Below are 23,986 nucleotides of genomic sequence, written 5' to 3'. Positions count from 1 at the left end.
TGTGTTTAAAAGCCCTGGACGGCTGAATTCGATGGAGCGCCGTGTGCGGTGAAAGTCGCATGCACGGTGTGGAGCGGGGGAAAATCCGGAGATAACTTCAAAGGATTACCTATCGCTATCAGGGTGAGAAAAAAATCGCTTATGCAGGATTTAAGAGCTGGAAGCAGAACGATCTTTACCAGTATGATTTTACAAAGAGATATCACAGCATTGCCTATGGAATGGATCAGGAAACGTTATATCTGTCCGTGGGTCTGCTCAACACTTCCTACAGGGAAGAGTATTCCTTCTGGGTCAATTCCAAAGATACCGTGATCGCGACCTGGAGACCTAACGTTACCTATCTTCCGGAACAGCCGGATATGGTATGGAAGTTTACAGGAAACTTTAAATCCTGAAGAGAAAAAACTCAAAGTATAGACCGATAAAAATATAGCAATTCCTCCAACCTTATGATAAAAGAAACGAACAACCCGCAGGATACTGACTTGCCCTCAGTGGTCCTGCGGGTTGTTTTTTGTTTGGAATAAGTCTACAATAGGAAACAGAAATTTTTATTATTGTGACATAGGGAAGAAAGTGTACGATGAAAATACATTACAGAATTAAAAATAATGCAATAGAGATCATCCGGTGCTACGGTACCGATGACCGGATCATGATCCCGGCAGAAATCCGGGGGCTTCCGGTAGTCAGTGCGGCGCCGTATGCGTTTTCCGCACATAAGGATGGCGAGGAAGAGGCGGAAGTCTGGGAGAGTGAAGACGCCTTTTCGTTCGGAGGAGAGAGGCTTCTTGCCGGAGAGGAAGTGCAGGAGATCGTTTTTCCAGAGACACTGAAGGAAATCGGAAGATATATTTTTTATGGATGCAAAAAACTGGAACGGCTGGAATTTTCGGATACCCTGATGCAGGTGGGAACCGGGGCGTTTACAGGTTGCAGCGGGCTGAAGGAAATTGTGATCCATCAGAAAAAAGGGCTCAAATCCTGTGCGAAGGAGATTCTCGGTGAGCTGTGGCAGAAGATCGATGTGGATTTTCTGTATGAAAATAGTGAGGCAAGTGGAAAACGTGCGCATATGGTTTTTCCGGAGCATTATGATGAGGCAGTGGAAAATACGCCTGCCCGGATCCTGTTTACGGAGTATCATGGCTCCGGGACCAATTACCGGCAATGCTTCTATAATAAAGAACTGGATTTCGCGGAGTATGACAGCCTGTTTGATATGGCAGTGGTGATGGATAAGCTGGAAGTTCTGGTGGATATGAGTTTCGGGCGGCTTCGTTATCCGTGGCAGCTCAGCGAAAAGGCGAAGAAGCAGTATGAGGATTATATCCGGGGAAATCTTAAGGATATCGGGGAATATCTGGTGGATATCGGAAACTTAAATGGACTGGAGCTGCTTTCCCGGGCAAAACTCTGGAACAGAGAGGGCCTGGAACACAGTATTGATGTGGCGTCCAGGAAGAAAGATATGGAGATTTCCGCGTTTCTGATGAATGAGCGGAGCCGGATGATGGAGGAAGAGCGGAATGTGTCCGGTGAAGCAGAAGATTCAGTTCGACCGGTGAAAAGGAGAAAGAAATTTCAGTTGTAAGCTGGAGGTGTCCACTGATAACTTCGGAGTGACTGCACTAACTTTATAACATATGTGAGTATGTGAAAAATAAGTTGCATGTAGATAGATTACGATATTATGAAGTAGTAATGGCAACTATAGTAGTTTCTGGGAGTGCTATAATGAAAACAGAATTGCAACAGCAGATCAGAGGAGGTGGAAATCCTGAATAAAATAGAAACAAAAACAACTGAAAACAATAAAAACAATTTTCTGCCGGGCCAGGAATCCAATTCCCAGGAAGCGGCCCAGCGCCTGCAGGACATCGGCAGCAGCATCCTCCGGGCAGCAAGAGACGAGCTGTATCTGGGCATGCGTTTTCTGGATGTGGCGCTGAGCAGCTTTGCTTACCAGATGGATGGTTCCGTCAGCCCGTTTGGAACGGATGGGGCTGTGATGTACTTCCACCCGGCGCAGCTTGGGGGGCTTTACCGGGAGAACCGGATACTTGTGAACCGAGGATATCTTCACATGGTATTCCACTGCATTTTCCGCCACTTCGGAAAGCCGGGGGTAGATAAGCGCCTATGGAATTTAAGCTGCGATATTGCAGTGGAGCATATGATCGATGGGATTTATCACCGCTCAGTCCGGTATTCCAGGAGTCTTCTCCGGAGAGAAACTTACCGCCTTCTGGAAAAGGAAAAGAAGACGTTGAATGCGGAGCGGATCTACAAGATCCTGAAAGAACAGTTCCTGAAGGAAAAAGAACTGGCACAGCTGGAAAAAGAATTCTATGTGGATGATCACAAATACTGGGCCAACCAGCAGCCCAACCAGAAACCCAATCCCCTGATGAGCAAAAAATGGGGAGATATCAGTGAAGGAATCGAGACAGACCTGGAGACTTTTTCCAGGGAGGCAGGAGCGCAGGATGGAGATTTTCTGGATCAGCTGAAAGTGGAGAATCGGGAACGGTATGATTATCGGGATTTTCTTCGGAAGTTTGCGGTATTCCAGGAAGAGCTGACGGTAGATCCGGACAGCTTTGATTATAATTTTTATACCTATGGACTTTCCCTTTACGGGAATATGCCGCTGATCGAACCACTGGAATCCAGGGAAGTAAAAAAGGTGTCGGAATTTGTCATCGTGATCGATACCTCCATGTCCTGCTCCGAGGAACTGGTGCAGAGATTCCTGGAAGAAACTTACGGGATCTTAAGTGACAGCGGAAATTTTTTCCAGAAGGTAAATATACACATTATCCAGTGTGACGAGAAAGTTCATTCGGATGTGAAGATCACCGGAAAAGAAGAACTTAAGGATTACATGGATAATCTGGAACTCTACGGTGACGGTGGCACAGATTTCCGTCCGGCTTTTGCTTATGTGGAAGAACTGATGGAGAACCGGGAGTTTGAAAACCTGAGAGGGCTGGTATATTTTACAGACGGTTACGGGATTTTCCCGGCAAAAATGCCGCCATACCGGACAGCATTTGTATTTATGGAGCAGGAGCCGGAAGAGGTGGACATCCCGGCCTGGGCCATGAAGCTGGTGATCACGGAGGATGAGATACAAGGAGAAGAAAGATCATGAATATCAAACGAGCAAAACAGGAGATCAGAGATTCCATAGAAGCATATCTTGCAAAAGACGAATTCGGTGAGTACCGGATCCCGGCGATCCGTCAGAGACCGATCCTTCTTATGGGCCCTCCGGGAATCGGAAAAACACAGGTTATGGAGCAGATCGCCAGGGAATGCGGCATCGCTCTCGTTTCCTATACGATCACCCATCACACCAGGCAGAGTGCTGTGGGACTTCCTTTCATTGTAAAAAAGAATTACGGTGAGGAAGAATTTTCTGTCACGGAATATACCATGAGTGAGATCATTTCGTCCGTTTACGATAAGATGGAAAAAACAGGCCTGAAAGAAGGTATCCTGTTCATTGATGAGATCAACTGCGTATCCGAAACACTGGCGCCGATGATGCTGCAGTTCCTTCAGGGAAAAACCTTCGGAAACCAGAAGGTTCCGGAAGGCTGGGTGATCGTCACAGCAGGCAACCCGCCGGAATATAACAAATCCGTCCGGGAATTCGATGTGGTAACTCTGGACCGTATCAAGAAGATCGATGTGGAAGCGGATTTTGATGTATGGAAGGAATACGCCTACCAGCAGGGAATCCATCCGTCCGTGATCTCCTATCTGGAGCTTCGCAGAAAGAATTTCTACAGAGTGGAGAATACCGTAGACGGAAAGATCTTTGCCACAGCCAGAGGCTGGGAGGATCTTTCCCGTCTGATCCAGGTTTATGAGATCCTTGGAAAAACCGTAGACCGTGAGGTAGTCAGCCAGTACATCCAGCATAGGATGATCGCAAAGGATTTCGCCAGCTATCTGGCTCTCTATTATAAGTACAGAACGGACTATAAGGTAGAGGACATCCTGAAAGGAAAGTGGGATTCCATTACTCTGGGCAAGATCCGCACGGCTTCCCTGGACGAGCATTTGAGCATTGTAAGCCTTCTCAATGGAAAACTCGGCGAGCTTTTTACAGAATGCTACCTTACCGATGCCTATCTCACGAAACTGTATGATTATATGGTAGATTTCAGAGAGAATCAGGGCCTCACGGCAAAAGATCTCCTGGAAAAAGCAGCGGCAGATCTTGAGAAGGATAAAAAGAGCGAGCTTCTGACCAAGCAGCAGGAGCGGATACAGAAGAGAGTTGTGGCATTTTTTGAAAAGGCAGCCGGATTAAAAACAGACGGCACCTACGAATCCGTCAAATCTCTCTTTGAATCCGAAACCGAAGCCTACGAAAACCGCACCGACGAAACATCCCTTACTTTGCAGAACGTCTTCGATTTTATGGAAGCTGCCTTTGGGGACAGCCAGGAAATGGTGGCATTTATCACAGAACTGAATGCCAACTATTATAGTCTCTGGTTCATCCGGGAGAACGGTTCTGACCAGTATTACAGGCATAATAAAGGTCTTCTTTTTGACGACCGCCAGAAAATGCTCCTGGGTCAGATGGAGGAAGTGGAAAATATTCTCAATAATGGAATAAAATAATATGTCTTACCAATTTATTATTTACTATTGATTAAATTGGTGAATTATCGTATAATATTTACTATAAAAGTCCGGAAAATAGAGAGGGCAAATAGTCAAAATGCACAGATTGGCTGAATGGCTGCAGAGCGATCATCTGGTGCAGAACTGCATGGTGACTGAGAATGGTGAATATCCACTTGTCTATATTCCGGGATTTTTATGTAAAGGAAGGCAACACAATAATAAAGGAAGGCGGCCGAAACGGACGACATGTTTACAAAGATTACAGAAGAACGAGCATTTGACGGAATATTAACACAGATCATAGACAATATCCGGCACGGAGAACTGAAACCGGGTGATACGTTACCTGCGGAACGTGTTATGGCAGAATCACTGGGAGTTTCCAGACCTGCTGTCCGTGAAGTCCTGCGGGCACTGGAGCTGATGGGAATTGTCACAACGGTCCGCGGCGGAGCCAACTATATCACCGAGAATATGGATCAGTGGCTTTCTGCACCACTGGCCCTTCTTTTTCAGCTGAATAACAGCCATGTACAGCAGGTGCAGGAGCTTCGTTCTGCGCTGGAGCAGGAGGCTGCTCTTCTTGCAGCCGGGAATTGTACGGAGAAGGACGCATTAGATCTGCGTTCCATTCTGGCACAGCTGGAGAGCGCAGAGGATGAGAAAGCTCGTGCAGGTCTTGATAAGAAGCTTCATACGAAGATCGGCAGGATCGCAGGAAATCCTATGATCTATAATGTTCTGGATGCGGCAGCACAGCTGACAGAGGAGATCATTTCCGGTACCCGAGCCTATATTATGCAGAAACATAATTCCGCTCTTGAGGTGGATGACCAGCACAGAAGACTGGTGGAAGCCATTATTTCCGGAGACCGGAACCAGGCGGAGAAGCTGATGCGCGAACATATGGAAACCATTGAGAAATATATAATTGAGATCGCACAGCAGCAGGGTGAGAACAGCCTTGTATTTCATCGCTGATCCACCTGACAAAAATTAAATAAAATTTCAGTAAAAATCCCGTTGATCTGGTAAGACCACTATTGATTTTGGTAAGACCGAGTGCTATAATAGGGACTGTATTGGTAATACCAAAAAAGTTTGGTATTATGGCAGTAACCTGCCGGAAATATCAGGAGAAAGGACTTACGATCATGGGATATGTAAAATGGAGTTATGACACACTGAACCATTTCTGCGGAGACGTTTTCAAAGCGTTTGGCTTTTCTGAGGAAGAAGGAAGCATCATTAAAGATGTTCTTCTGACTGCTGATCTGTATGGGATCGAGAGCCACGGAATGCAGAGAATGGTTCGTTACCATAAAGGAATTGAGAAGGGGACTATCCATCCCCAGGCGAAACCGGAAGTTGTTTTTGAGACACCGATTTCTGCTGTGATAGACGGACATAATGGAATGGGCCAGCTGATCAGCCATTTTGCCATGGAGAAGGCAATTGAGAAGGCGAAGACAACTGGTGTGGGAATTGTAAGTGTACGAAATTCCAACCATTTCGGTATTGCAGGATATTATGCGAACATGGCCTGTCATGAAGGACTTCTTGGAATGGCATGTACCAACTCCGAGGCGATCATGGTACCGACCTTCGGAAGAAAGGCTATGCTGGGCTCCAACCCGATCGCAGTCGCTATGCCTGCAGACCCGTATCCGTTTTTCTTTGACTGTTCTACGACAGTTGTAACCAGAGGTAAACTGGAAATGTATAATAAGATGGGCAAGCCTCTTCCGGATGGCTGGGCACTTGACAAAAACGGTCATGCCAGCAATAATGCACCGGATGTACTTGCAAACATCGTAGCCAAGAAGGGCGGCGGGATCATGCCTCTCGGCGGAAACGAGGAAGTCAGCGGAAGCCATAAGGGATATGGCTATGGAATGCTCTGTGAGCTGTTCAGCTCTATTCTTTCCATGGGCGTTACCTCCGACAAGTGCTGTACATTCCCGGATAAGACCGGTATCTGCCATGGATTTATGGCGATCAACCCGGCGGCATTCGGAGATCCGGATGCGATCCGCAAGCATTTTTCAGAATACCTTGAGGCACTTCGGGAGAGCCCGAAGGCAGACGGTCAGGACAGGATCTATACACACGGCGAGAAAGAGGTAGCTGCTGAAAAAGACAGAAAAGAGAATGGCATTCCGGTCAACGACAATACCATGGTAGAGCTTGCTGATCTCTGTAGTTATCTGAAGCTTGATTTTGGCTCTTATTTTGAAGGCTATGAGCTTCCGAAGGACAGTAAATTCTTCAATGGTAATTATTAATTCAGGTAATCCTTTTGAAATGAAATATATCATAATTATCCAAGGAGGAAAAGAAAATGGATTATGCAAAAGAGTCATTAAGACTGCACGGAGATTGGAAAGGTAAGATCGAGGTTGTTACAAGAGTACCGGTTGAGAATAAAGACGACCTTTCTCTTGCATATACACCAGGTGTAGCTCAGCCTTGCCTTGAGATCCAGAAAGATATCAATAAATCCTACGAGCTTACAAGAAGATGGAATATGTGTCTTGTTGTAACAGATGGTTCCGCAGTTCTTGGTCTTGGTGACATCGGACCGGAAGCTGGTATGCCTGTAATGGAAGGTAAATGTGTGCTTTTCAAGGCATTTGGTGATGTAGACGCATTCCCGCTTTGCATTAAGAGCCATGATGTAGACGAGATCGTAAATACTATTTACATGATCTCCGGATCCTTCGGTGGTGTTAACCTTGAGGATATCTCCGCTCCGAGATGCTTTGAGATCGAGAAAAAACTGAAAGAAAAATGTGATATTCCGATCTTCCATGATGACCAGCACGGAACTGCAGTTATCACACTTGCAGGTCTGACAAATGCTCTTAAGGTTGTCGGAAAGAAGAAAGAGGATGTTCGTATCGTTATGAACGGTGCAGGTGCAGCTGCTATTTCTATCTGCAGACTTCTTCTGAAGGCAGGCTTCAAGGATGTTACACTCTGCGACAGAAAGGGTGCCATCTATGAGGGACGTACAGAAGGAATGAACCCGGTTAAGGAAGAGATGAGCAAGCTCACAAACCTTCAGAAGAAACAGGGATCTCTTGCAGAGATGCTGGTTGGCGCGGATGTATTTATCGGTGTTTCCGCTCCTGGAGCAGTTACAACAGAGATGGTTAAGACCATGAACAAAGATGCCATCATCTTCGCATGCGCAAACCCGATACCGGAGATCTTCCCGGATGACGCAAAAGCAGGCGGAGCAAAGGTTATCTCCACAGGAAGAAGTGACTTCCCGAACCAGATCAACAACGTTCTTGCATTCCCTGGAATCTTCCGTGGTGCATTCGATGTAAGAGCAAGTGACATCAACGATGAGATGAAGATCGCAGCTTCCAAGGCTCTTGCAGATCTGATCACAGATGAGGAGCTTTCTCCGGAGTATATCATTCCGAAGGCATTCGACAAGAGAGTCGGACCGGCTGTCGCAAAAGCAGTAGCAGAGGCAGCAAAAGCAACAGGCGTAGCACGTATCTGATCTTAAACGCCTGACACGAACCAAAACAGCCCTTCATTAAGACGAATATATCAGACACCCGTACTCTGTAACCCGGTACGGGTGTCTTTTTGTTGCCGGGCAGGTGGTATTACCCTTTGACAAATGTCCTCTCAGTGAGTACAATAGCAAAAGAATATGATAGGAGGTTAAGCACAGCATGAAACCATGGGAAGCTAATATACGAAAAGTAGTGCCGTATACTCCTGGCGAGCAGCCAAATGAGAGTGGCATGATCAAACTGAATACAAATGAGAATCCATATTCACCGGCTCCGGGTGTGGAGAAGGCGCTGAAGGCCCTTGATGCCGATACCCTGAGACTTTATCCGGATCCGACAGCAGGAGACCTGGTACACAGTATTGCCGCGTTCTACGGACTGAAGGACGAGCAGGTATTTACAGGCGTTGGTTCCGATGATGTACTGGCTATGTGTTTTCTCACATTTTTTAATTCAGAGAAACCGATCCTGTTCCCGGATATCACCTATTCTTTCTATGATGTATGGGCAGATCTTTTACGGATCCCATATGAACGCCCGGCATTGGATGAGGAGTTCCATATCCGTAAGGAAGATTATTTCCGTGAAAACGGCGGGATCGTATTCCCTAACCCAAATGCACCGACCGGCGTAGAAATGCCTCTTTCCGAGATCGAGGAGATTGTGGCAAAGAATCCGGAGAGTATCGTGATCGTAGATGAGGCGTATGTGGATTTCGGAGCAGCATCCGCACTGTCGCTGATCGAAAAATATGATAATCTGCTTGTTGTGCAGACCTTCTCCAAGTCCAGATCCCTGGCAGGCATGCGTATCGGATATGCCTTCGGAAATCCGGAGCTGATCAAATATCTCAATGATGTGAAATATTCTTTTAACTCCTATACAATGGATCGTACTACCATTGCAGCTGGTGTGGCATCTATGGAGGATAAGGCATATTTTGAGGAATGCTGCCATAAGATCATTACAACAAGAGAGTGGACGAAGGCAGAGCTCAGGAAGCTTGGATTTTCCTTCCAGGATTCCAGATCCAACTTTATCTTTGCCACACATGAGAGCTGTCCGGCAAAAGAGCTTTTCGCAGCACTGAGGGAGAAACATATCTATGTAAGATATTTCCCCAAGGACAGGATCGACAATCATCTCCGTATCACCATCGGCACGGATGAGGAGATGAAAAAGCTGGTAGAATTCTTGAAGGAATATCTGCAGAAATAACGATTAAGGAGATATTATGGAAGTATTGGTACAGTGGTTTTCACACCACCTTGCACAGTTTATCTCTCCTGAGGGAGCTGTGTTCATCATTTCAATGATCCCGATACTGGAGCTTCGAGGCGGCCTTCTGGCAGCCTCTCTGCTGAAGATATCGGCTGCAAAGGCACTGCCGATCTGTATCGTGGGAAATATCATTCCGATTCCGTTTATCCTGCTTTTTATCCGGCAGATCTTTAAATGGATGAAAAAAACAAAGACGTTCAGAGGTCTGATCACAAAGCTGGAAAACAGGGCTATGGGAAAGAGTGACCAGATCAAGAGATATGAATTTCTGGGACTTCTGCTGTTTGTGGGAATTCCTCTTCCGGGCACAGGAGCCTGGACAGGTGCGCTGATCGCCTCTCTTCTTGAGGTGGATATCAAAAAATCCTCCATTGCGATCCTGTGCGGACTTTTTATGGCAAGTGTGATTATGTATATTGTTTCCTATGGAATTGTAGGAAATGTAGTGCACTGATCAAGAAAAGATAAAAATTCCTCATCACTGTCACGAAGCTTGGCAGGTGACGAGGGATTTTGCTTTTGGGTATTATTACATAAGCCGGCGTTTTAGCATCTCCGGATTCATAGCATAGCTCATGGCTGTATCCTTAGTGATACGGCCTTTTTTGTATAATTCCAGAAGACTCTGGTCCATGGAACGCATCTGATCCTGGCTGGAAGTGGAGATTACGCCTTCGATCTGATGAACTTTGTTGTCACGGATCATATTTCGGATGGCAGGTGTCAGGCGCATAATCTCAAAAACAGGAATGTTGCGGCCGTCCACATCCGGGATCAGCTGCTGGGAAATAACCGCCTGAAGGACCATGGAAAGCTGGATAGCGATCTGACGCTGCTGGGAAGGTTCAAAGACATCCATGATACGCTCGATGGTGTTGGCAGCGCCCAGAGTATGCAGACTGGAAAAAACCAGATGGCCGGTTTCTGCGGCAGTCATGGCGGTCTGTATGGTTTCATAATCACGCATCTCACCCAGAAGGATTACATCGGGGCTCTGGCGGAGGGTGGCACGAAGAGAAGTCAAGTAACTCTCGGTGTCGGTGCAGATCTCTCGCTGGCTGACAATGCAGCGGTCATGGCGGTGAAGATATTCCAGAGGATCTTCCAGGGTAATAATGTGGCCTTCCCGGGTGTGGTTAATCCGGTCAATGAGGCAGGCCATAGTGGTAGATTTACCGCTTCCGGCAGAACCGGTGACAAGGACCATGCCGCGTGTATAATCAGAAACACTCATCACATCTTCCGGAATGGAAAGCTCTGCAGGATCCGGCAGCCGGAAGGCGATCACACGGATCACGGCAGCCAGGGAACCACGCTGTTTATAAGCGTTGACACGGAAACGGGAGACGCCGGGAATGGAAAACGAAAAGTCATCGTCACCGGTTTCCAGAAGCCGGGATATATCACGGTTTCCGGCAAGTTTGTAAATGATGCGAAGCAGATTTTCGGTTTCCGCAGGCATCAGTCGTTCTCCACTGCTTAGAAGATGACCGTCGATTTTTTCGGCCAGAGGGCGGCCTGCAATGATGAAGATATCAGAAACGCGTTTATTGGCTGCTTCTGTCAGAAAATCGGGAATAGGGGTTTCTATATCCATAATTTCACTCTCCTTTAAAAAGATTCTGGCGTGTATCCGGATCCCAGGAATTGGTAAGATCAGTATTCCACTGCCGGATTTCCAGAACGGAACCATTGTTTTTTGCTGGGTAAAAAATTTCAAGTACAGTACAAAGCTGCTGGGTATCTGAGATTTCAGTAGAAAAAGTTAAGGTATGTTTCGTGGAATCCCAGGAAAAATTCCTGTCAGTATCTGCTTTTGCCTGTATCAGGGAAAAATATTTTGCTTCATCAGAAGCGTTATCTGCGTACTGAGACAGCTCATTTCGAATTTCAGATACGGTTTCTGTGGCTTTGCTGCAGGCGTTATAATATTTTTCAGTCTGTTCCATGGAATACCTGGCGGTGTTCAGGCCAGACCGTGAACTTCCAAGAGTGAGAAGAGCCAGTACACAGAGACACAGAACAGAAAAAATCAGAAACAGAGAGGGAATTCCCACGGTTACAAAAAAAGTATGCTTCTGTTTCATCAGGAACCCTCCTTTTCGCTGTATTCAGCCGGAAAACTTAAGGGAATCCGGTAAATCATATGCTTGTCCGAAACCTGGAGGAAAGACAGCTCTCCGGATTTTTCAGAAGAGGAAGTATCCGGAGAAAAAATCATTTCATAAGACGCGTTTTTTTCGGAGCAGTTTTGCCAGGTGTCGTCATAATACCAGATCAGATTGTCCTCTTTTTGGATGCCGCCTGGAAGAAGGGACAGAAGTTCTGCCGGAGAACCATCGGTACCCTCCAGTGCTTCCCCGGCGGAAGTAGTGAGTGCCTGGATCTGGTTCCACTGTTCTGCCTGAATACGGTTTTTCCGGGCTGCCGCAAAAATCTGAATACAGGCAGCAGAGGAAAGGGACAGGAATAAAAGAGCCAGGATCATTTCCATGAGAAAAAGGCTGGTGCCGGAATTATGCTGTGTTTTTTTCATGATGCCTGCCACTCAAAATATGATTAAATATACTCACATTGAGATAATGTGGCTTCTCTCGAATACCACTTACTGTTTCTTCGTGTATGTTTTTGAGCAACCGGAGTTATCTCTACTCACAGATCCTAAGTACACTCCACAGTCGTAAATTCCCGAAATAGCCTTCGGTACATGCTTACGTTTGCGGGATCATGCAATTTCGTAAGTTTCTGCATCTCTCAGATTCAGTGCTGCATTGAAATCTCTGTCTTCCGTATAACCGCATGCACATCTGTAGACTCTGTCTGAAAGTTTCAGGTCTTTTTTGATGTGTCCGCAACAGTGACAGGTCTTTGAAGAAGGATACCATCTGCTGACTATCCGTAATTCAATTCCAAATTCCTCACATTTTGTCTTCAGTTTTGTGCGAAATTCGTAAAATTTCTGTGATGCAACTGCTTTTGAAAGATGCCGGTTCTTCATCATACCGGATACATTCAGATCCTCAACCGTTATATGAGATGGCTTGGTCTTCACAATCTCAGATATCGTCTTATTGATATAATCTGTACGGATGTTTTCCAGACGCTGATGAAGCTTCTGTACTTTGAGCTTTTGTTTACGTATATTTGCTTTTTGAGTGGACTCCCCTTTCTTTAAATTTTCATATTTACGGGAGAGCTTTCGCTGTGCCCGCCTTAATTGTTTTTCAAGTTTTCTTATTCGTGCTGTTTTATTAATATTTCTATAGACAGTTCCATTTGATATGATGGCAAGATTTTTCAAACCCAGATCGATCCCTACACCATCGCTAAAGCAGCTGTCTCTCACCGGATCTGTCACTTCTACCAGTGCAGAAACATAATATCTGCCGGCTTTCATAGAAATAGTTCCGCTTTTGATTATGTATCCATCCTTAGATGTTGGGATGTAACCTTTCTCTTTCAGCCTTACCCATCCAAGCGTCGGAATCTTAATCCGGTGCCTTTCGCAAAGACAGTCTTTGGGATTGTTTCTTACAAAATACATTTTTACATTCGATCGTCCTTTTTTCTTATACCGTGGAAAACCACTTTGATGATGGAAAAATCTTGAAAAAGCTGTACAGGCATCTTCAATCGAATGTTTTACCGATTTGGAACTGACTTGCCGATTGTCTTATGTATTTTAATCTTCTGCTCTTCTGTAGGATTGATCTCTGTTTTGAAACTTTTTAGCAATCTTATCATCCTTTTCTGGCTGATTCCTGTTATTATTGGCTAATATGTTTATGAACTATTTGTTCTATTTCATTATACCATGATTAAACATGCAGAACAAATGTTTTGACCTTGGTAGAAATTAATAAGTATATTTAAACATGTTTAATATCTTTTTGTAATATATTCAGTTACTTGTAGATCCTCCTTTTTGCCTGAGCCGGAAGAAACAGCTGTACTGTGCAGCAGAAACTGAGTGGAAACCCCGGAAGTATTTTCAAGGGAAAGACGGTAGAAACCATGTTCCATTTCTTTTACCTGAAAATCAGAAAGAGAGGAAATTACGGTGCCTGCAGAGGAACTGGCCTGGGAGTCTGAAGCGGTAAAAAGTTCCATAAGGTTTTCATCTTTCAGGTAGATGTAGGTGATGTAGTCTTTTTCGTTAATTTTATCCCGGAAACATAGGGCAGGGGTACCGTCCAGAGTCCCGGAAAAGATTTCGTCCGCCTGGTCATGCTGCCGGAATTTGGTAGTCAGATAGGTGATAGCGGTTCCAAGTTCGGAATCGGAGTCGGTCTGTTTTACTGTCTGCTGATAGATTCTTGCGGAAAAAAGAAGCATCAGCATAAGAAACAGGACAAAAATACCAAACAGAAGGAGAGAAAAAAGGGACGAAATGGAATGATCCGTATTTTTCTTTAGCTTCATGAAGCACTTCCTCCCTTCGTGCTGCCGGAAAGGGCGATAACGCTGATAGATGGCAGCAGATTGGAACCGTTGGGAACGTACTCCACAACGAATTTGCTTTTGTCATAGGTAATATGGTAATCACGAAGAATCTGCGAAAGATCTTCCGGATATTCTCCGGTCAGCGCATAAGTACGGACAGCACTGGCTTTTAATGTTTTTTCCAGAGCATACTGTTCTTTCTGAAGAGCCTGCCCGGAAGTATGGCTGATTCCTGCCACAAAGAGAATACAGGCAAGAATCAGAAGCAGTACGGGAAAAAGAAGCAGAAATCCCCGGAAAAATTTTTTTCTGCGGCTTTCAAAAAGTTCCATTCTGTCACCACCTTACATTGCAAAATCAGAAAGAATTCCCAGAAGAGGCATCATTACGGAAAGCAGTACAAGTCCCACCAGAAGCGAAAGCAGAATCACAATGGTAGGTTCTACAATGGAAACCGCCTGAGAAATCAGGTTTAAAGATTTCTCAGAGTACTGTTCGGAAAGGCTGTGTAAAGTTTCATCGCTGGATCCGGAATAAAACGATACACGGATAAGACGGCCCTCCATGCCTCCAAAAAGTCCGGATTTTGTAAGCGCTTCTGAAAAAGCTTCCCCTTCCTTAAGAAGGTCAGAGGTTTTCTGGAGTTTTGTGAGAAGCTCCGGCTGTGAAAGCAACGCTTTTGTAAGTTCAAGGCTTGTTTCCGGGGAGAGACCGCTTCGAAGGCCAAGGGACAGTCCCTGGGCCAGACGGCTGTAATCCATGGCAACGGGGATCTCACGAAATATGGGCAGATGGGTAACCAGTTTCCGGAGGCTTGAGCGGCCTTTTTCGGTAAGGCTGAAAAAAAGGATGAAGCCAATCAGAACAGCGGCAAGAATCAGAAAAACGGCAGAGTAGTGACTGATTACATTGCCGGCATTGAGGAGTCCCCGGGAAACCCCGTTCATTTCCAGTCCCATCTGCTGAAACACCTGCTGAAAAACAGGAAGGACTTTTACCAGAAGAACAAGAATTACCACTGCCATCATGCCAAGCATGATCAGAGGATAGGTGACAGCGCTTCGGATCTGCTGGGAGATTTCCTGTTCCTGTTTATAATGTTCGGAAAGACTGTTCATAATTTCATCCAGGCAGCCGGTTTCCTCGCCTGTTTTTACATAGGCAGTCATAGATGCAGGGAAACAGCCGACCTCTTCCAGTGCCTGGGAAAGAGAACCGTTTTCTTCCACAGAACGGATCAGAGGGGTAAGTATTTCACGGTCTGTATCGGTTTTACTTTCATCACAGAGAATATGAAGGCCTTCTGTGGTGGATATGCCGGAATGCAGAAGCATTCCCATCTGCCCGCAGAAACTGGATAATTCCCGGGCGGTCAGTTTATAGTTCATAATAAAGTCTCCTTTTTGCTGGGAATCGGTCAGCGTGAAAACTGCACCGTATAATTACTTTCATCTCCGATGTATTCCTGGATGGTTTCGTCATCATCACTGTTGGCGTCAAAGGTAGGGTCCATCAGCTGCCAGGTGTCTCCGTCAAAAGAAACGGCCTTTGTTGCCCAGCCTTTTCCACGGATATAGACATCAATCCATGCGTGCTTGATTTCTCCTGAATAGCCGATTTCGAGCTTACAGGGAATATCCTGGCTTCGAAGCATGGCAGTAAGCAGTGCGGCGTAATCAAAACAGATTCCGGTACCTGTGCGGAGGGTTTCATCAATGTCCGGAAGGTAACCGGCTTCTACAGAATTTGCTTTATCATAGTCATAGGTGATATGGCTGGTGACATAGTTGTAGAAGGTTTTGAGGATATCCACATCTTTCATTTCGTCTGTCACAAGGGACTGAGCCAGTGTACAGGCTTCGCTCTCGGCGGAAAAATTTACATACTGGTTTGGATACAGAAATGGAAGAAATTCGTTTTCAAGCTTTACAGTGAGAGTTTCTGAATACAGTGCGGCGTACTGACTTCCGTCGATCTGCTGATAGCAGGTGATTACATAATCTCCCGAGCCTTCGGAAAAAGGAATGACAGCCTGTTCTTCAGGTTCCAGAAAATAGGAATAGAGAACGCCGGAAGGGGTGGTAAGCTGTATACTCATCCGGGAGTCTTCGGAGTCAGACTGTGCGGTCAGATATCCCTGATCCTGATTGGAAATATCCAGAACCAGGGGAGAACTTCCAAGCGTATCCTATGCGGGACACTTTGATGCCAAGACAAGAATGATCACACTTCAGTGTGAGGATTTCACCATTTATCATGAACTTGGACATTTCCTTGCTTTTGTAGCCGGAAACGTGGATACAACCAGTTCCTTTGAAGCTGTATACAACAGCGAAAAATCCAAATTCACAGGCGTCAGAAAAGCGTATGCAACACAGAATGCTTCCGAGTATTTTGCAGAGTCTGTTCTGAATTATGTAGAGAATCCGTCAGCTCTGAAGTCTCAGCGTCCGCAGACCTATGAGGCAATTGTCAATGCACTCTCAAAGGTTACAGACGCACAGATAACAAAAATCATGAATGTTTATAAAGTAGTCTGGAAATAACAAGCTGTTATATGGAACACCCGGGAAATTCCCGGGTGTTTTTGTGTTATAATAAAATTTCTCCGGTGAAATTGTCGATAAAAATTTCTTGCATTGCTTCAAAAATAGTGTATATTAATATCATAATAATAATCACATTACATTCAATAACGGTTCAGACACCAGTGCAGCCATGTCAGGCTGTATCGGATTTCCAGAATAAATAATTAAATTACATTTTATAAGAGTTAAGGGTAGAGGTATTTATGAGAGAAAAGTATGAATCATTATCTCTGGCAGTGCTGAAAGACCTGGCAAAAGCGAGAGGGATGAAGGGGATTTCCACTTTGAGAAAACCGGCACTGATTGAGAGAATGCTGGAAGAAGATGCGAAAGAATCCGCAAAAGGAAATCCTGAAGAAGTACGCAGGAGCACATCCGGAGAAAATAATCTGAAAGAAAAGAAACAGGAAACAGAAAAAACAGAATATCATACACGTCCCGCAGGAGAGACCCTGCAGGAGCGTAAAGAATACCGGACAGAAAGAACGGAACAGGAACACAGAAGTGTAAATGTCCGGAGAGACTATAACAGAGATTATAACAGAGAGGCCAACCGGGATTATAACCGGGAATCTGCCAGAGAGAATGGAAATGTTCCTTCAGAGTCCACACAGCTGGACAGTGGTGAGAAGGCAAATGGAATTCTTGAAGTACTTCCGGATGGCTACGGATTTATCCGCTGCGCCAATTATCTTCCAGGTGAGAACGATATTTATGTTTCTCCTTCCCAGATCCGCCGCTTTAACTTAAAGACCGGTGATATCATCCAGGGAAATATCCGTATCAAGACCCAGGGCGAGAAATTCAGCGCACTTCTTTACGTATCCTCCATCAACGGATTCCACCCAAGTGAGGGGCAGAGAAGATATAATTTCGAAGATATGACGCCGATTTTCCCTAATGAGAGACTGGTTATGGAACGTGCAGGCGGCACAACTGCCATGCGTATCGTAGACCTGATCAGCCCCATCGGAAAGGGACAGCGAGGAATGATCGTATCCCCGCCGAAAGCCGGTAAGACAACCCTTCTGAAAGATGTTGCCAAGTCCATCCTTAAGAATAATAAGGATATGCATCTCATTATCCTTCTGATCGATGAGCGTCCGGAGGAGGTTACCGATATCAAGGAAGCAATCCAGGGACCTAATGTGGAAGTGATCTATTCCACGTTTGATGAACTTCCGGAGCATCATAAGAGAGTTTCCGAGATGGTTGTGGAGCGTGCCCGTCGTCTGGTAGAACATAAACAGGATGTGATCATCCTTCTGGATTCCATTACACGACTTGCCAGAGCCTATAACCTGATTATCCCGCCAAGTGGAAGGACTTTATCCGGTGGTCTTGATCCGGCAGCTCTTCATATGCCTAAGAGATTTTTTGGCGCAGCCCGTAATATGCGTGAGGGCGGAAGCCTGACGATTTTGGCAACGGCACTTGTGGATACCGGAAGCAAGATGGACGATGTCATCTACGAGGAGTTCAAGGGAACCGGTAATATGGAGCTTGTCCTTGACCGTAAATTACAGGAAAAACGTGTATTCCCGGCTATCGACATCCAGAAATCCGGAACCAGAAGAGAGGATCTTCTTCTCAGCAAGGATGAGCAGGAAGCTGTTTATATTATGCGAAAAGCACTCAACGGAATGAAGTCCGATGAGGCGGTAGAACAGATTCTGAATACCTTTGCCAGAACCAGGACCAATGCGGAGCTGGTACAGACTGTAAAGAAACAGAAATTTTTATAAAGTCCTTGCATTTTCAGGAAAGCTGTGTTATACTTAGCAAGCTGTTTAAAATGGAATTCGTCAATTGTATACGAATAATATTAAATTATATAGAGAGGTGAAAATCATGAGAGAAGGAATCCATCCGAACTACTATCAGGCAACTGTAACCTGCAACTGCGGAAACACTTTCGTAACAGGTTCTACTAAAGAGGACATCCACGTTGAGATCTGCTCCAAATGCCATCCGTTCTACACAGGACAGCAGAAGGCTACACAGGCTCGTGGACGTATCGATAAGTTCAACAAGAAATACGGCCTGAATAAGTAATTATTGCGAATACAGGAAATGAGAAGGTTGAGGTTGGGAAATCTCAACCTTTCTTTAACTGAAAAATTTTTTCAGTTTGCACAGGAGAGAATGAATGAAATCATCGAATATTGGCGGACAGGCCGTGATGGAAGGCATCATGATGCGCCACAAGGACAAATATTCTATCGCAGTGCGCCGTCCGGACCAGGAGATCGAGCTGAAAGTAGAAGACTATAAATGTACCTTCGGAAATCATGCATTTCTGAAGAAGCCCATCATCCGTGGTGTGGTAAGTTTTGTGGATTCTCTTGTGGTAGGCACGAAATGCCTGATGTATTCTGCGGAGATCGCAGGTGACGAGGAAGACGAAGAAGAGGCGAAGAAGAACGAACAGCTCACAGAAGAAGAGCTTTCCGCAAAGAAAGCCAAAGAAGATAAGCAGTTCAAGTGGCTTCTTTACATTACAGTGGCTTTTTCCATGGTAGTGTCTGTGGCTGCGTTTATGTTTCTTCCGTATATACTGGCCAGCCTGATCCGTAAGGTAGGAGCTTCCGAATTCCTGGTTACTGTAGTAGAAGCTTTTGTAAAACTGGCACTGTTTATGGGATATATGTTCCTGATCTCCAGAATGAAGGATATCCAGAGAACTTTTATGTACCACGGTGCGGAACATAAATGTATCAACTGTGTGGAACACGGACTGCCGCTGACTGTGGAGAACGTGCTGAAGAGCTCCAGACTCCATAAGCGCTGCGGAACCAGTTTTCTGTTCCTGGTCATGCTGGTAAGTATTGTGCTGCACTTTGTGTTTGTGCTGGTACCGGTTTACTGGGTAAGACTGTTCGGAAGACTTCTTATGGTACCGGTAGTTGCGGGGATTTCCTTTGAGATCATCCAGTGGGCAGGAAGAACGGACAGCAAATTTGCGGACATTATGAGTAAACCAGGTCTTGCCATGCAGAAATTCACCACCAAGGAACCAACCGCAGATATGGCAGAAGTAGCCATCAAGGCTGTTGAGGCGGTTTTTGACTGGAGAGCCTATCTGAAAGAGGAATTTGACCTGGACATCCCTTATGAGACAGAGGAGACAAGCCATGCAGACTCTTGAGTCACTTCTCAAAAAAGGAACAACGATACTGAAAGATAACGGATTGGAAGAAGCCGGGCTGGATGCCTGGCTCCTTCTGGAATATAAGACCGGAAAGAACCGGGCATACTATTTTGCACATGGTGATGAACCGGTGTCTGATGAGACCGCAGCAGAGTATCTTGAGCTGATCGGCAGGCGGGCAGGACATATTCCTGTACAGCAGCTGACTCATCAGGCTTTTTTTATGGGCTATGAATTTTATGTAAACGAAAATGTGCTGATCCCGAGACAGGACACGGAGACACTTGTGGAAGAAGGGCTGAAATGCCTTGATGATGTGGAGAAACCGGAGATTCTGGATATGTGTACGGGTTCAGGCTGCATTCTCATAAGCCTTCTTCTGGAACGGCAGGATGCCCATGGTGTCGGTGTGGATGTTTCGCCGGAAGCACTGGAGGTGGCCAAAGAGAACGCCAGTCTTCTGAATGTGGAGAACCGGGCGGATTTTGTGGAAAGTGATCTGTTCTCGGCACCGTATTTTTGCGAAAAAGGTGGAAAAGAGGGGGGAAAATATGATATCCTTATTTCAAACCCGCCTTATATCGCGACAGAAGAAATTGAAACATTGATGGAAGAAGTCCGCCTTCATGACCCAAGGAAGGCTCTTGACGGAATGGAAGACGGGCTTTATTTTTACAGAAAGATCACCGCAGAGGCCGGAAAGTATCTGAAACCGGGCGGATGGCTTCTGTATGAGATCGGCTGCACCCAGGGGGAGGCAGTCAGTGAAATGCTGAGAAATGCCGGTTTTGAAAAGGTTCAGGTGGTAAAAGATCTTCCGGGCCTTGACCGTGTAGTGATGGGGCAGAAGCCTTTGTAAAAATTGTGATTTACAGGTATCAGAAACAGGAGGAAATACATGTTTGATAAACTGGATGATCTGTTGGTACGTTTTGAGGAGCTTCTCAATGAGCTGGGAGAACCGGGGGTAACCGATGATCCGGCGCATTTTCAGAAGCTGATGAAAGAGCAGAGCGACCTGCAGCCAATCGTTGACGCATATAAAGAATATAAGAAAAACAAAGAAACCATCGAGGACAGTCTTTCCATGCTGGAGAGCGAGAAGGACGAAGAGATGCGTGAGATGCTGAAAGAGGAGCTTTCTGATGCAAGAAAGAGAGTGGAGGAGCTGGAGCATGAGCTGAAGATCCTTCTTCTTCCGAAAGATCCTAACGACAGCAAGAATGTTATCGTTGAGATCCGTGGAGGCGCAGGCGGTGATGAGGCAGCTCTCTTTGCGGCAGAGATCTACCGTATGTATGTGAAATATGCGGAATCCCGCCGCTGGAAGACTGAGATGCTCAGCCTTAATGAGAACGGTATCGGCGGTTTCAAGGAAGTTACTTTCATGATCAAAGGTGAAGGTGCATATTCCAGACTGAAATATGAAAGCGGTGTGCATCGTGTACAGCGAGTACCGGAGACAGAGTCCGGCGGAAGAATCCATACTTCTACCTGTACTGTAGCCATCATGCCGGAGGCAGAAGAGATTGATTTCCATCTGGATCTCAATGAATGTAAATTCGACGTATTCCGTGCTTCCGGAAACGGTGGTCAGTGTGTCAACACCACAGACTCTGCCGTACGTCTTACCCATATTCCTACAGGAATCGTAATTTCCTGCCAGGATGAGAAATCTCAGCTTAAGAACAAGGATAAGGCACTTCGCGTGCTCCGTTCCCGTCTGTATGAGATGGAACTTGCCAAGCAGCACGACGCTGAGGCAGAGGCAAGAAGAAGCCAGATCGGTACCGGTGATCGTTCCGAGAAGATCCGTACTTACAACTTCCCGCAGGGACGTGTGACAGACCACAGGATCAAACTTACCCTTCATCGCCTTGAGAATATCCTCAACGGAGACCTGGATGAGATCATCGACAGCCTGATCGCGGCAGACCAGGCAGTGAAGCTGACCAAGCTCAATGAGCAGGAGTAATCGTTAATAACAAATAAAGAACTATATAAATTATAATGAAGCAGGAGTCATAATAAATCAGGAGGAATCGAAACATGAAAAAAACAGCACTGGTAATCATGGCGGCAGGAATTGGAAGCCGTTTTGGAAAAGGAATCAAGCAGCTTGCACCGGTAGGACCGAAGGGTGAGATCATTATGGACTATTCTATCCATGATGCACTGGAGGCAGGATTCAACAAGGTTGTATTTATTATCCGTAAAGACCTTGAGGATGAGTTCAAAAAAGTGATCGGAGACCGTATCTCCAAGATTACAGAGGTTGCTTATGCATTCCAGGAGATCGATGATCTTCCGGGAGATTTCCAGAAACCGGCAGACCGTACCAAGCCATGGGGAACCGGACATGCCGTACTGGCAGCAAAGAAAGTCCTTTCCGAGCCATTCGCTGTTATCAATGCAGATGACTACTATGGAAAAGAAGCCTACGTAAAAGTTCACGACTATCTTGTACAGGATCATCCACAGGATGGCCCGATGCACATCTGCATGGCAGGTTTCCGCCTTGGAAATACATTAAGCGACAACGGAAGCGTTACAAGAGGTGTGTGCCACATTGAGGACGGCAAGCTTGTCGGCGTTACAGAGACACATAACATCTTCAAGACAGCAGACGGCGCAGAAACAAGAAATGACGACGGTACAGCAGAAGCACTGGATACCAAGAGCTTTGTTTCCATGAACATGTGGGGACTGACACCGGAATTTATGGAAATCCTTGAGAAAGGCTTCATTGAGTTCCTTGGTGGAATCAAAGAGGGAGACATCAAAAAAGAATATCTTCTTCCAGAGCTTATCGACCAGCTGATCCATTCCGGAAAAGCAGCAGTAGACGTTCTTGAGACAAAGGACGAGTGGTTTGGTGTTACTTATCAGGAAGATAAAGCATCTGTACAGGCTGCATTCAAAAAACTTACAGATGACGGCGTTTATCCGGAAGGACTGTATCAGTAATAAAGGAGAGCATTATGGGTAAATATTTCGGAACAGATGGTTTTCGTGGTGAAGCAAATGTAAAACTTACAGCAGATCATGCATTTCGCGTGGGACGTTATCTTGGCTGGTATTACGGCAGAGATCACAAGGCGAAGATCGTGATCGGCAAGGATACAAGAAGAAGCAGTTACATGTTTGAGTATGCCCTTGCGGCAGGACTTACCGCATCCGGAGCAGACGCCTATCTGCTTCATGTAACAACAACTCCGAGTGTGTCCTATGTGGTACGTACAGAAGATTTTGACTGCGGTATCATGATTTCTGCAAGTCATAATCCGTTTAATGATAATGGAATCAAAGTCCTCAATGAGAACGGACAGAAGATTTCCGCAGATATTGAAGCACGTATCGAGGCTTATCTGGATGGTGAGATCGAGGAACTTCCGCTGGCAACCGGAGAAGATATCGGCTGTACTGTGGATTTTGCATCCGGAAGAAACCGTTATATCGGACATCTGATCTCTATCCCATGCCACGATTTCAAGAATATCAAGGTAGGACTGGACTGCTCCAACGGAAGTTCATCCGCTATTGCCAAGAGTGTTTTTGACGCACTTCGTGCAAAAACTTACGTAATCAATAACGAGCCGAACGGAACCAACATCAACCGTGGATGCGGTTCCACACACATTGAAGTCCTGAGACAGTTTGTGGTAGATAAAGGCCTGGATATCGGTTTTGCGTACGATGGTGACGCGGACCGCTGTATCGCCGTAGACCACCGTGGAAACATCATTGACGGTGACAAGATTATGTATGTCTGCGGTAAATACTTAAGAGAAAAAGGCCAGCTGAACGGAAATACCGTTGTAACAACCGTTATGTCCAACCTTGGTCTTTACAAATCTCTGGAGCGGGAAGGCATCGACTATGAGCAGACTGCAGTTGGTGACAAATACGTTGCCGAGAACATGATGGAAAACAATTACAGCATTGGTGGCGAGCAGTCCGGACATATTATTTTCAGCCGTTATTCTGCTACCGGTGACGGAATTCTCACATCCCTGATGATTATGGAAGCATGTGTGGACCAGAAAGCCACACTCTGCGACCTTGCCAAGGAGATGAAGGTTTACCCGCAGCTTCTCCGCAATGTGCGTGTTTCCGACAAGAAAACAGCACTGGAAAATGAGAAGGTAAAAGCATCCATCGAAGCTGCAGCAGAGGCACTTGGCGATGATGGCCGTATCCTGGTACGTGAGAGCGGTACAGAGCCGCTGATCCGTGTTATGGTAGAAGCAGGAACCGATGAACTCTGCCATAAATATGTAGACAGTGTTGTTGATGTGATGGAAGCCGAAGGGCTTGTTGTAGAATAAGGAATT

The 23,986-nt window shown here is 45.8% G+C and carries 24 protein-coding genes and 1 pseudogene; 17 read left to right on the top strand and 8 right to left on the bottom strand.

Going from position 1 to position 23,986, the window contains the following annotated elements:
• The first annotated feature begins 221 nt into the window (after positions 1 to 221).
• The 9 genes from KQI39_RS15260 to KQI39_RS15220 all read left to right on the top strand — a co-directional run bounded on the left by KQI39_RS15260 (position 222) and on the right by KQI39_RS15220 (position 9,924).
• Positions 222 to 398, top strand: coding sequence for a hypothetical protein (locus tag KQI39_RS15260; protein WP_216419381.1), 177 nt, complete (start codon positions 222 to 224; stop codon positions 396 to 398).
• Between the two features lie 188 nt (positions 399 to 586).
• Positions 587 to 1,597: a leucine-rich repeat domain-containing protein gene (locus KQI39_RS15255; protein ID WP_216419379.1), complete on the top strand. Its 1,011-nt coding sequence runs from the start codon at positions 587 to 589 to the stop codon at positions 1,595 to 1,597.
• 234 nt (positions 1,598 to 1,831) lie between these two features.
• Entirely contained in the window at positions 1,832 to 3,160 is a 1,329-nt protein-coding gene (locus KQI39_RS15250; protein WP_216419385.1) for a vWA domain-containing protein, read from the top strand.
• Positions 3,157 to 4,647, top strand: coding sequence for an AAA family ATPase (locus KQI39_RS15245; protein ID WP_216419377.1), 1,491 nt, complete (start codon positions 3,157 to 3,159; stop codon positions 4,645 to 4,647). The genes KQI39_RS15250 and KQI39_RS15245 overlap by 4 nt, the downstream gene beginning before the upstream one ends.
• 252 nt (positions 4,648 to 4,899) lie before the next feature.
• Complete coding sequence (locus tag KQI39_RS15240; RefSeq protein WP_173762035.1) at positions 4,900 to 5,634, top strand: FadR/GntR family transcriptional regulator; 735 nt, start codon at positions 4,900 to 4,902, stop codon at positions 5,632 to 5,634.
• 128 nt (positions 5,635 to 5,762) lie between these two features.
• Positions 5,763 to 6,938: an Ldh family oxidoreductase gene (locus KQI39_RS15235; RefSeq protein ID WP_330384883.1), complete on the top strand. Its 1,176-nt coding sequence runs from the start codon at positions 5,763 to 5,765 to the stop codon at positions 6,936 to 6,938.
• A 56-nt stretch (positions 6,939 to 6,994) separates the two neighbouring features.
• Positions 6,995 to 8,170: an NAD(P)-dependent malic enzyme gene (locus KQI39_RS15230; RefSeq protein WP_118512602.1), complete on the top strand. Its 1,176-nt coding sequence runs from the start codon at positions 6,995 to 6,997 to the stop codon at positions 8,168 to 8,170.
• A 178-nt stretch (positions 8,171 to 8,348) separates the two neighbouring features.
• Positions 8,349 to 9,407 (top strand): histidinol-phosphate transaminase, encoded by a 1,059-nt coding sequence (gene hisC / locus KQI39_RS15225; RefSeq protein WP_216419375.1) that lies wholly within the window; start codon positions 8,349 to 8,351, stop codon positions 9,405 to 9,407.
• 16 nt (positions 9,408 to 9,423) lie between these two features.
• A complete protein-coding gene (locus KQI39_RS15220) occupies positions 9,424 to 9,924 on the top strand; it encodes a COG2426 family protein (RefSeq protein WP_021652100.1) in 501 nt (166 codons plus the stop codon).
• 75 nt (positions 9,925 to 9,999) lie between these two features.
• Here KQI39_RS15220 and KQI39_RS15215 read toward each other — a convergent pair whose 3' ends face one another.
• From KQI39_RS15215 to KQI39_RS15180, 8 genes and pseudogenes are all read right to left on the bottom strand, one after another.
• Positions 10,000 to 11,067, bottom strand: a complete 1,068-nt coding sequence (locus KQI39_RS15215; protein WP_216419373.1) for a type IV pilus twitching motility protein PilT — start codon at positions 11,065 to 11,067, stop codon at positions 10,000 to 10,002.
• 4 nt (positions 11,068 to 11,071) lie between these two features.
• Positions 11,072 to 11,557 (bottom strand): hypothetical protein, encoded by a 486-nt coding sequence (locus tag KQI39_RS15210; RefSeq protein WP_148445187.1) that lies wholly within the window; start codon positions 11,555 to 11,557, stop codon positions 11,072 to 11,074.
• A complete protein-coding gene (locus KQI39_RS15205; protein ID WP_148445186.1) occupies positions 11,557 to 12,006 on the bottom strand; it encodes a hypothetical protein in 450 nt (149 codons plus the stop codon). The genes KQI39_RS15210 and KQI39_RS15205 overlap by 1 nt, the downstream gene beginning before the upstream one ends.
• A 189-nt stretch (positions 12,007 to 12,195) precedes the next feature.
• Positions 12,196 to 13,214, bottom strand: a pseudogene (locus KQI39_RS15200) (RNA-guided endonuclease InsQ/TnpB family protein).
• 135 nt (positions 13,215 to 13,349) lie between these two features.
• On the bottom strand, positions 13,350 to 13,892 hold the full coding sequence (locus KQI39_RS15195) for a DUF4860 domain-containing protein (RefSeq protein WP_195567433.1): 543 nt from the start codon (positions 13,890 to 13,892) through the stop codon (positions 13,350 to 13,352).
• Complete coding sequence (locus KQI39_RS15190) at positions 13,889 to 14,245, bottom strand: hypothetical protein (RefSeq protein ID WP_216419371.1); 357 nt, start codon at positions 14,243 to 14,245, stop codon at positions 13,889 to 13,891. The genes KQI39_RS15195 and KQI39_RS15190 overlap by 4 nt, the downstream gene beginning before the upstream one ends.
• A gap of 12 nt (positions 14,246 to 14,257) precedes the next feature.
• Positions 14,258 to 15,301: a type II secretion system F family protein gene (locus tag KQI39_RS15185; protein ID WP_216419368.1), complete on the bottom strand. Its 1,044-nt coding sequence runs from the start codon at positions 15,299 to 15,301 to the stop codon at positions 14,258 to 14,260.
• Between the two features lie 29 nt (positions 15,302 to 15,330).
• Positions 15,331 to 16,011, bottom strand: coding sequence for a transglutaminase-like domain-containing protein (locus KQI39_RS15180; RefSeq protein ID WP_253293212.1), 681 nt, complete (start codon positions 16,009 to 16,011; stop codon positions 15,331 to 15,333).
• Positions 16,012 to 16,060: 49 nt separating this feature from the next.
• Here KQI39_RS15180 and KQI39_RS15175 point away from each other — a divergent pair, with 49 nt between their 5' ends.
• From KQI39_RS15175 to glmM, 8 genes are all read left to right on the top strand, one after another.
• Positions 16,061 to 16,459 carry an anthrax toxin lethal factor-related metalloendopeptidase gene (locus KQI39_RS15175; protein ID WP_216419367.1) on the top strand — a complete coding sequence of 133 codons (399 nt, stop codon included), beginning with the start codon at positions 16,061 to 16,063 and terminating at the stop codon, positions 16,457 to 16,459.
• A gap of 245 nt (positions 16,460 to 16,704) precedes the next feature.
• Positions 16,705 to 18,246 (top strand): transcription termination factor Rho, encoded by a 1,542-nt coding sequence (rho, locus tag KQI39_RS15170; protein ID WP_148445181.1) that lies wholly within the window; start codon positions 16,705 to 16,707, stop codon positions 18,244 to 18,246.
• Positions 18,247 to 18,352: 106 nt separating this feature from the next.
• Complete coding sequence (rpmE, locus tag KQI39_RS15165) at positions 18,353 to 18,556, top strand: 50S ribosomal protein L31 (RefSeq protein WP_015526151.1); 204 nt, start codon at positions 18,353 to 18,355, stop codon at positions 18,554 to 18,556.
• Positions 18,557 to 18,650: 94 nt separating this feature from the next.
• The gene (locus KQI39_RS15160) at positions 18,651 to 19,649 is read left to right on the top strand and encodes a DUF1385 domain-containing protein (RefSeq protein WP_216419364.1); all 999 of its coding nucleotides are present in this window, start codon (positions 18,651 to 18,653) and stop codon (positions 19,647 to 19,649) included.
• Positions 19,636 to 20,511, top strand: a complete 876-nt coding sequence (prmC, locus tag KQI39_RS15155) for a peptide chain release factor N(5)-glutamine methyltransferase (protein WP_148445179.1) — start codon at positions 19,636 to 19,638, stop codon at positions 20,509 to 20,511. The genes KQI39_RS15160 and prmC overlap by 14 nt, the downstream gene beginning before the upstream one ends.
• Before the next feature lie 39 nt (positions 20,512 to 20,550).
• Entirely contained in the window at positions 20,551 to 21,627 is a 1,077-nt protein-coding gene (gene prfA, locus KQI39_RS15150; RefSeq protein ID WP_021976368.1) for a peptide chain release factor 1, read from the top strand.
• Between the two features lie 74 nt (positions 21,628 to 21,701).
• Entirely contained in the window at positions 21,702 to 22,619 is a 918-nt protein-coding gene (locus tag KQI39_RS15145; protein ID WP_216419363.1) for a nucleotidyltransferase family protein, read from the top strand.
• Between the two features lie 14 nt (positions 22,620 to 22,633).
• Entirely contained in the window at positions 22,634 to 23,980 is a 1,347-nt protein-coding gene (gene glmM / locus KQI39_RS15140) for a phosphoglucosamine mutase (protein WP_021652113.1), read from the top strand.
• Positions 23,981 to 23,986 lie beyond the last annotated feature (6 nt).

This window comes from Blautia sp. MSJ-36 (assembly GCF_018917985.1).
In the GTDB taxonomy this organism is placed as follows: Bacteria; Bacillota; Clostridia; order Lachnospirales; family Lachnospiraceae; genus Blautia_A.
The sequence above is the reverse complement of the archived record's forward strand: the minus strand, read 5'-3'. Positions and strand labels throughout refer to the sequence as shown.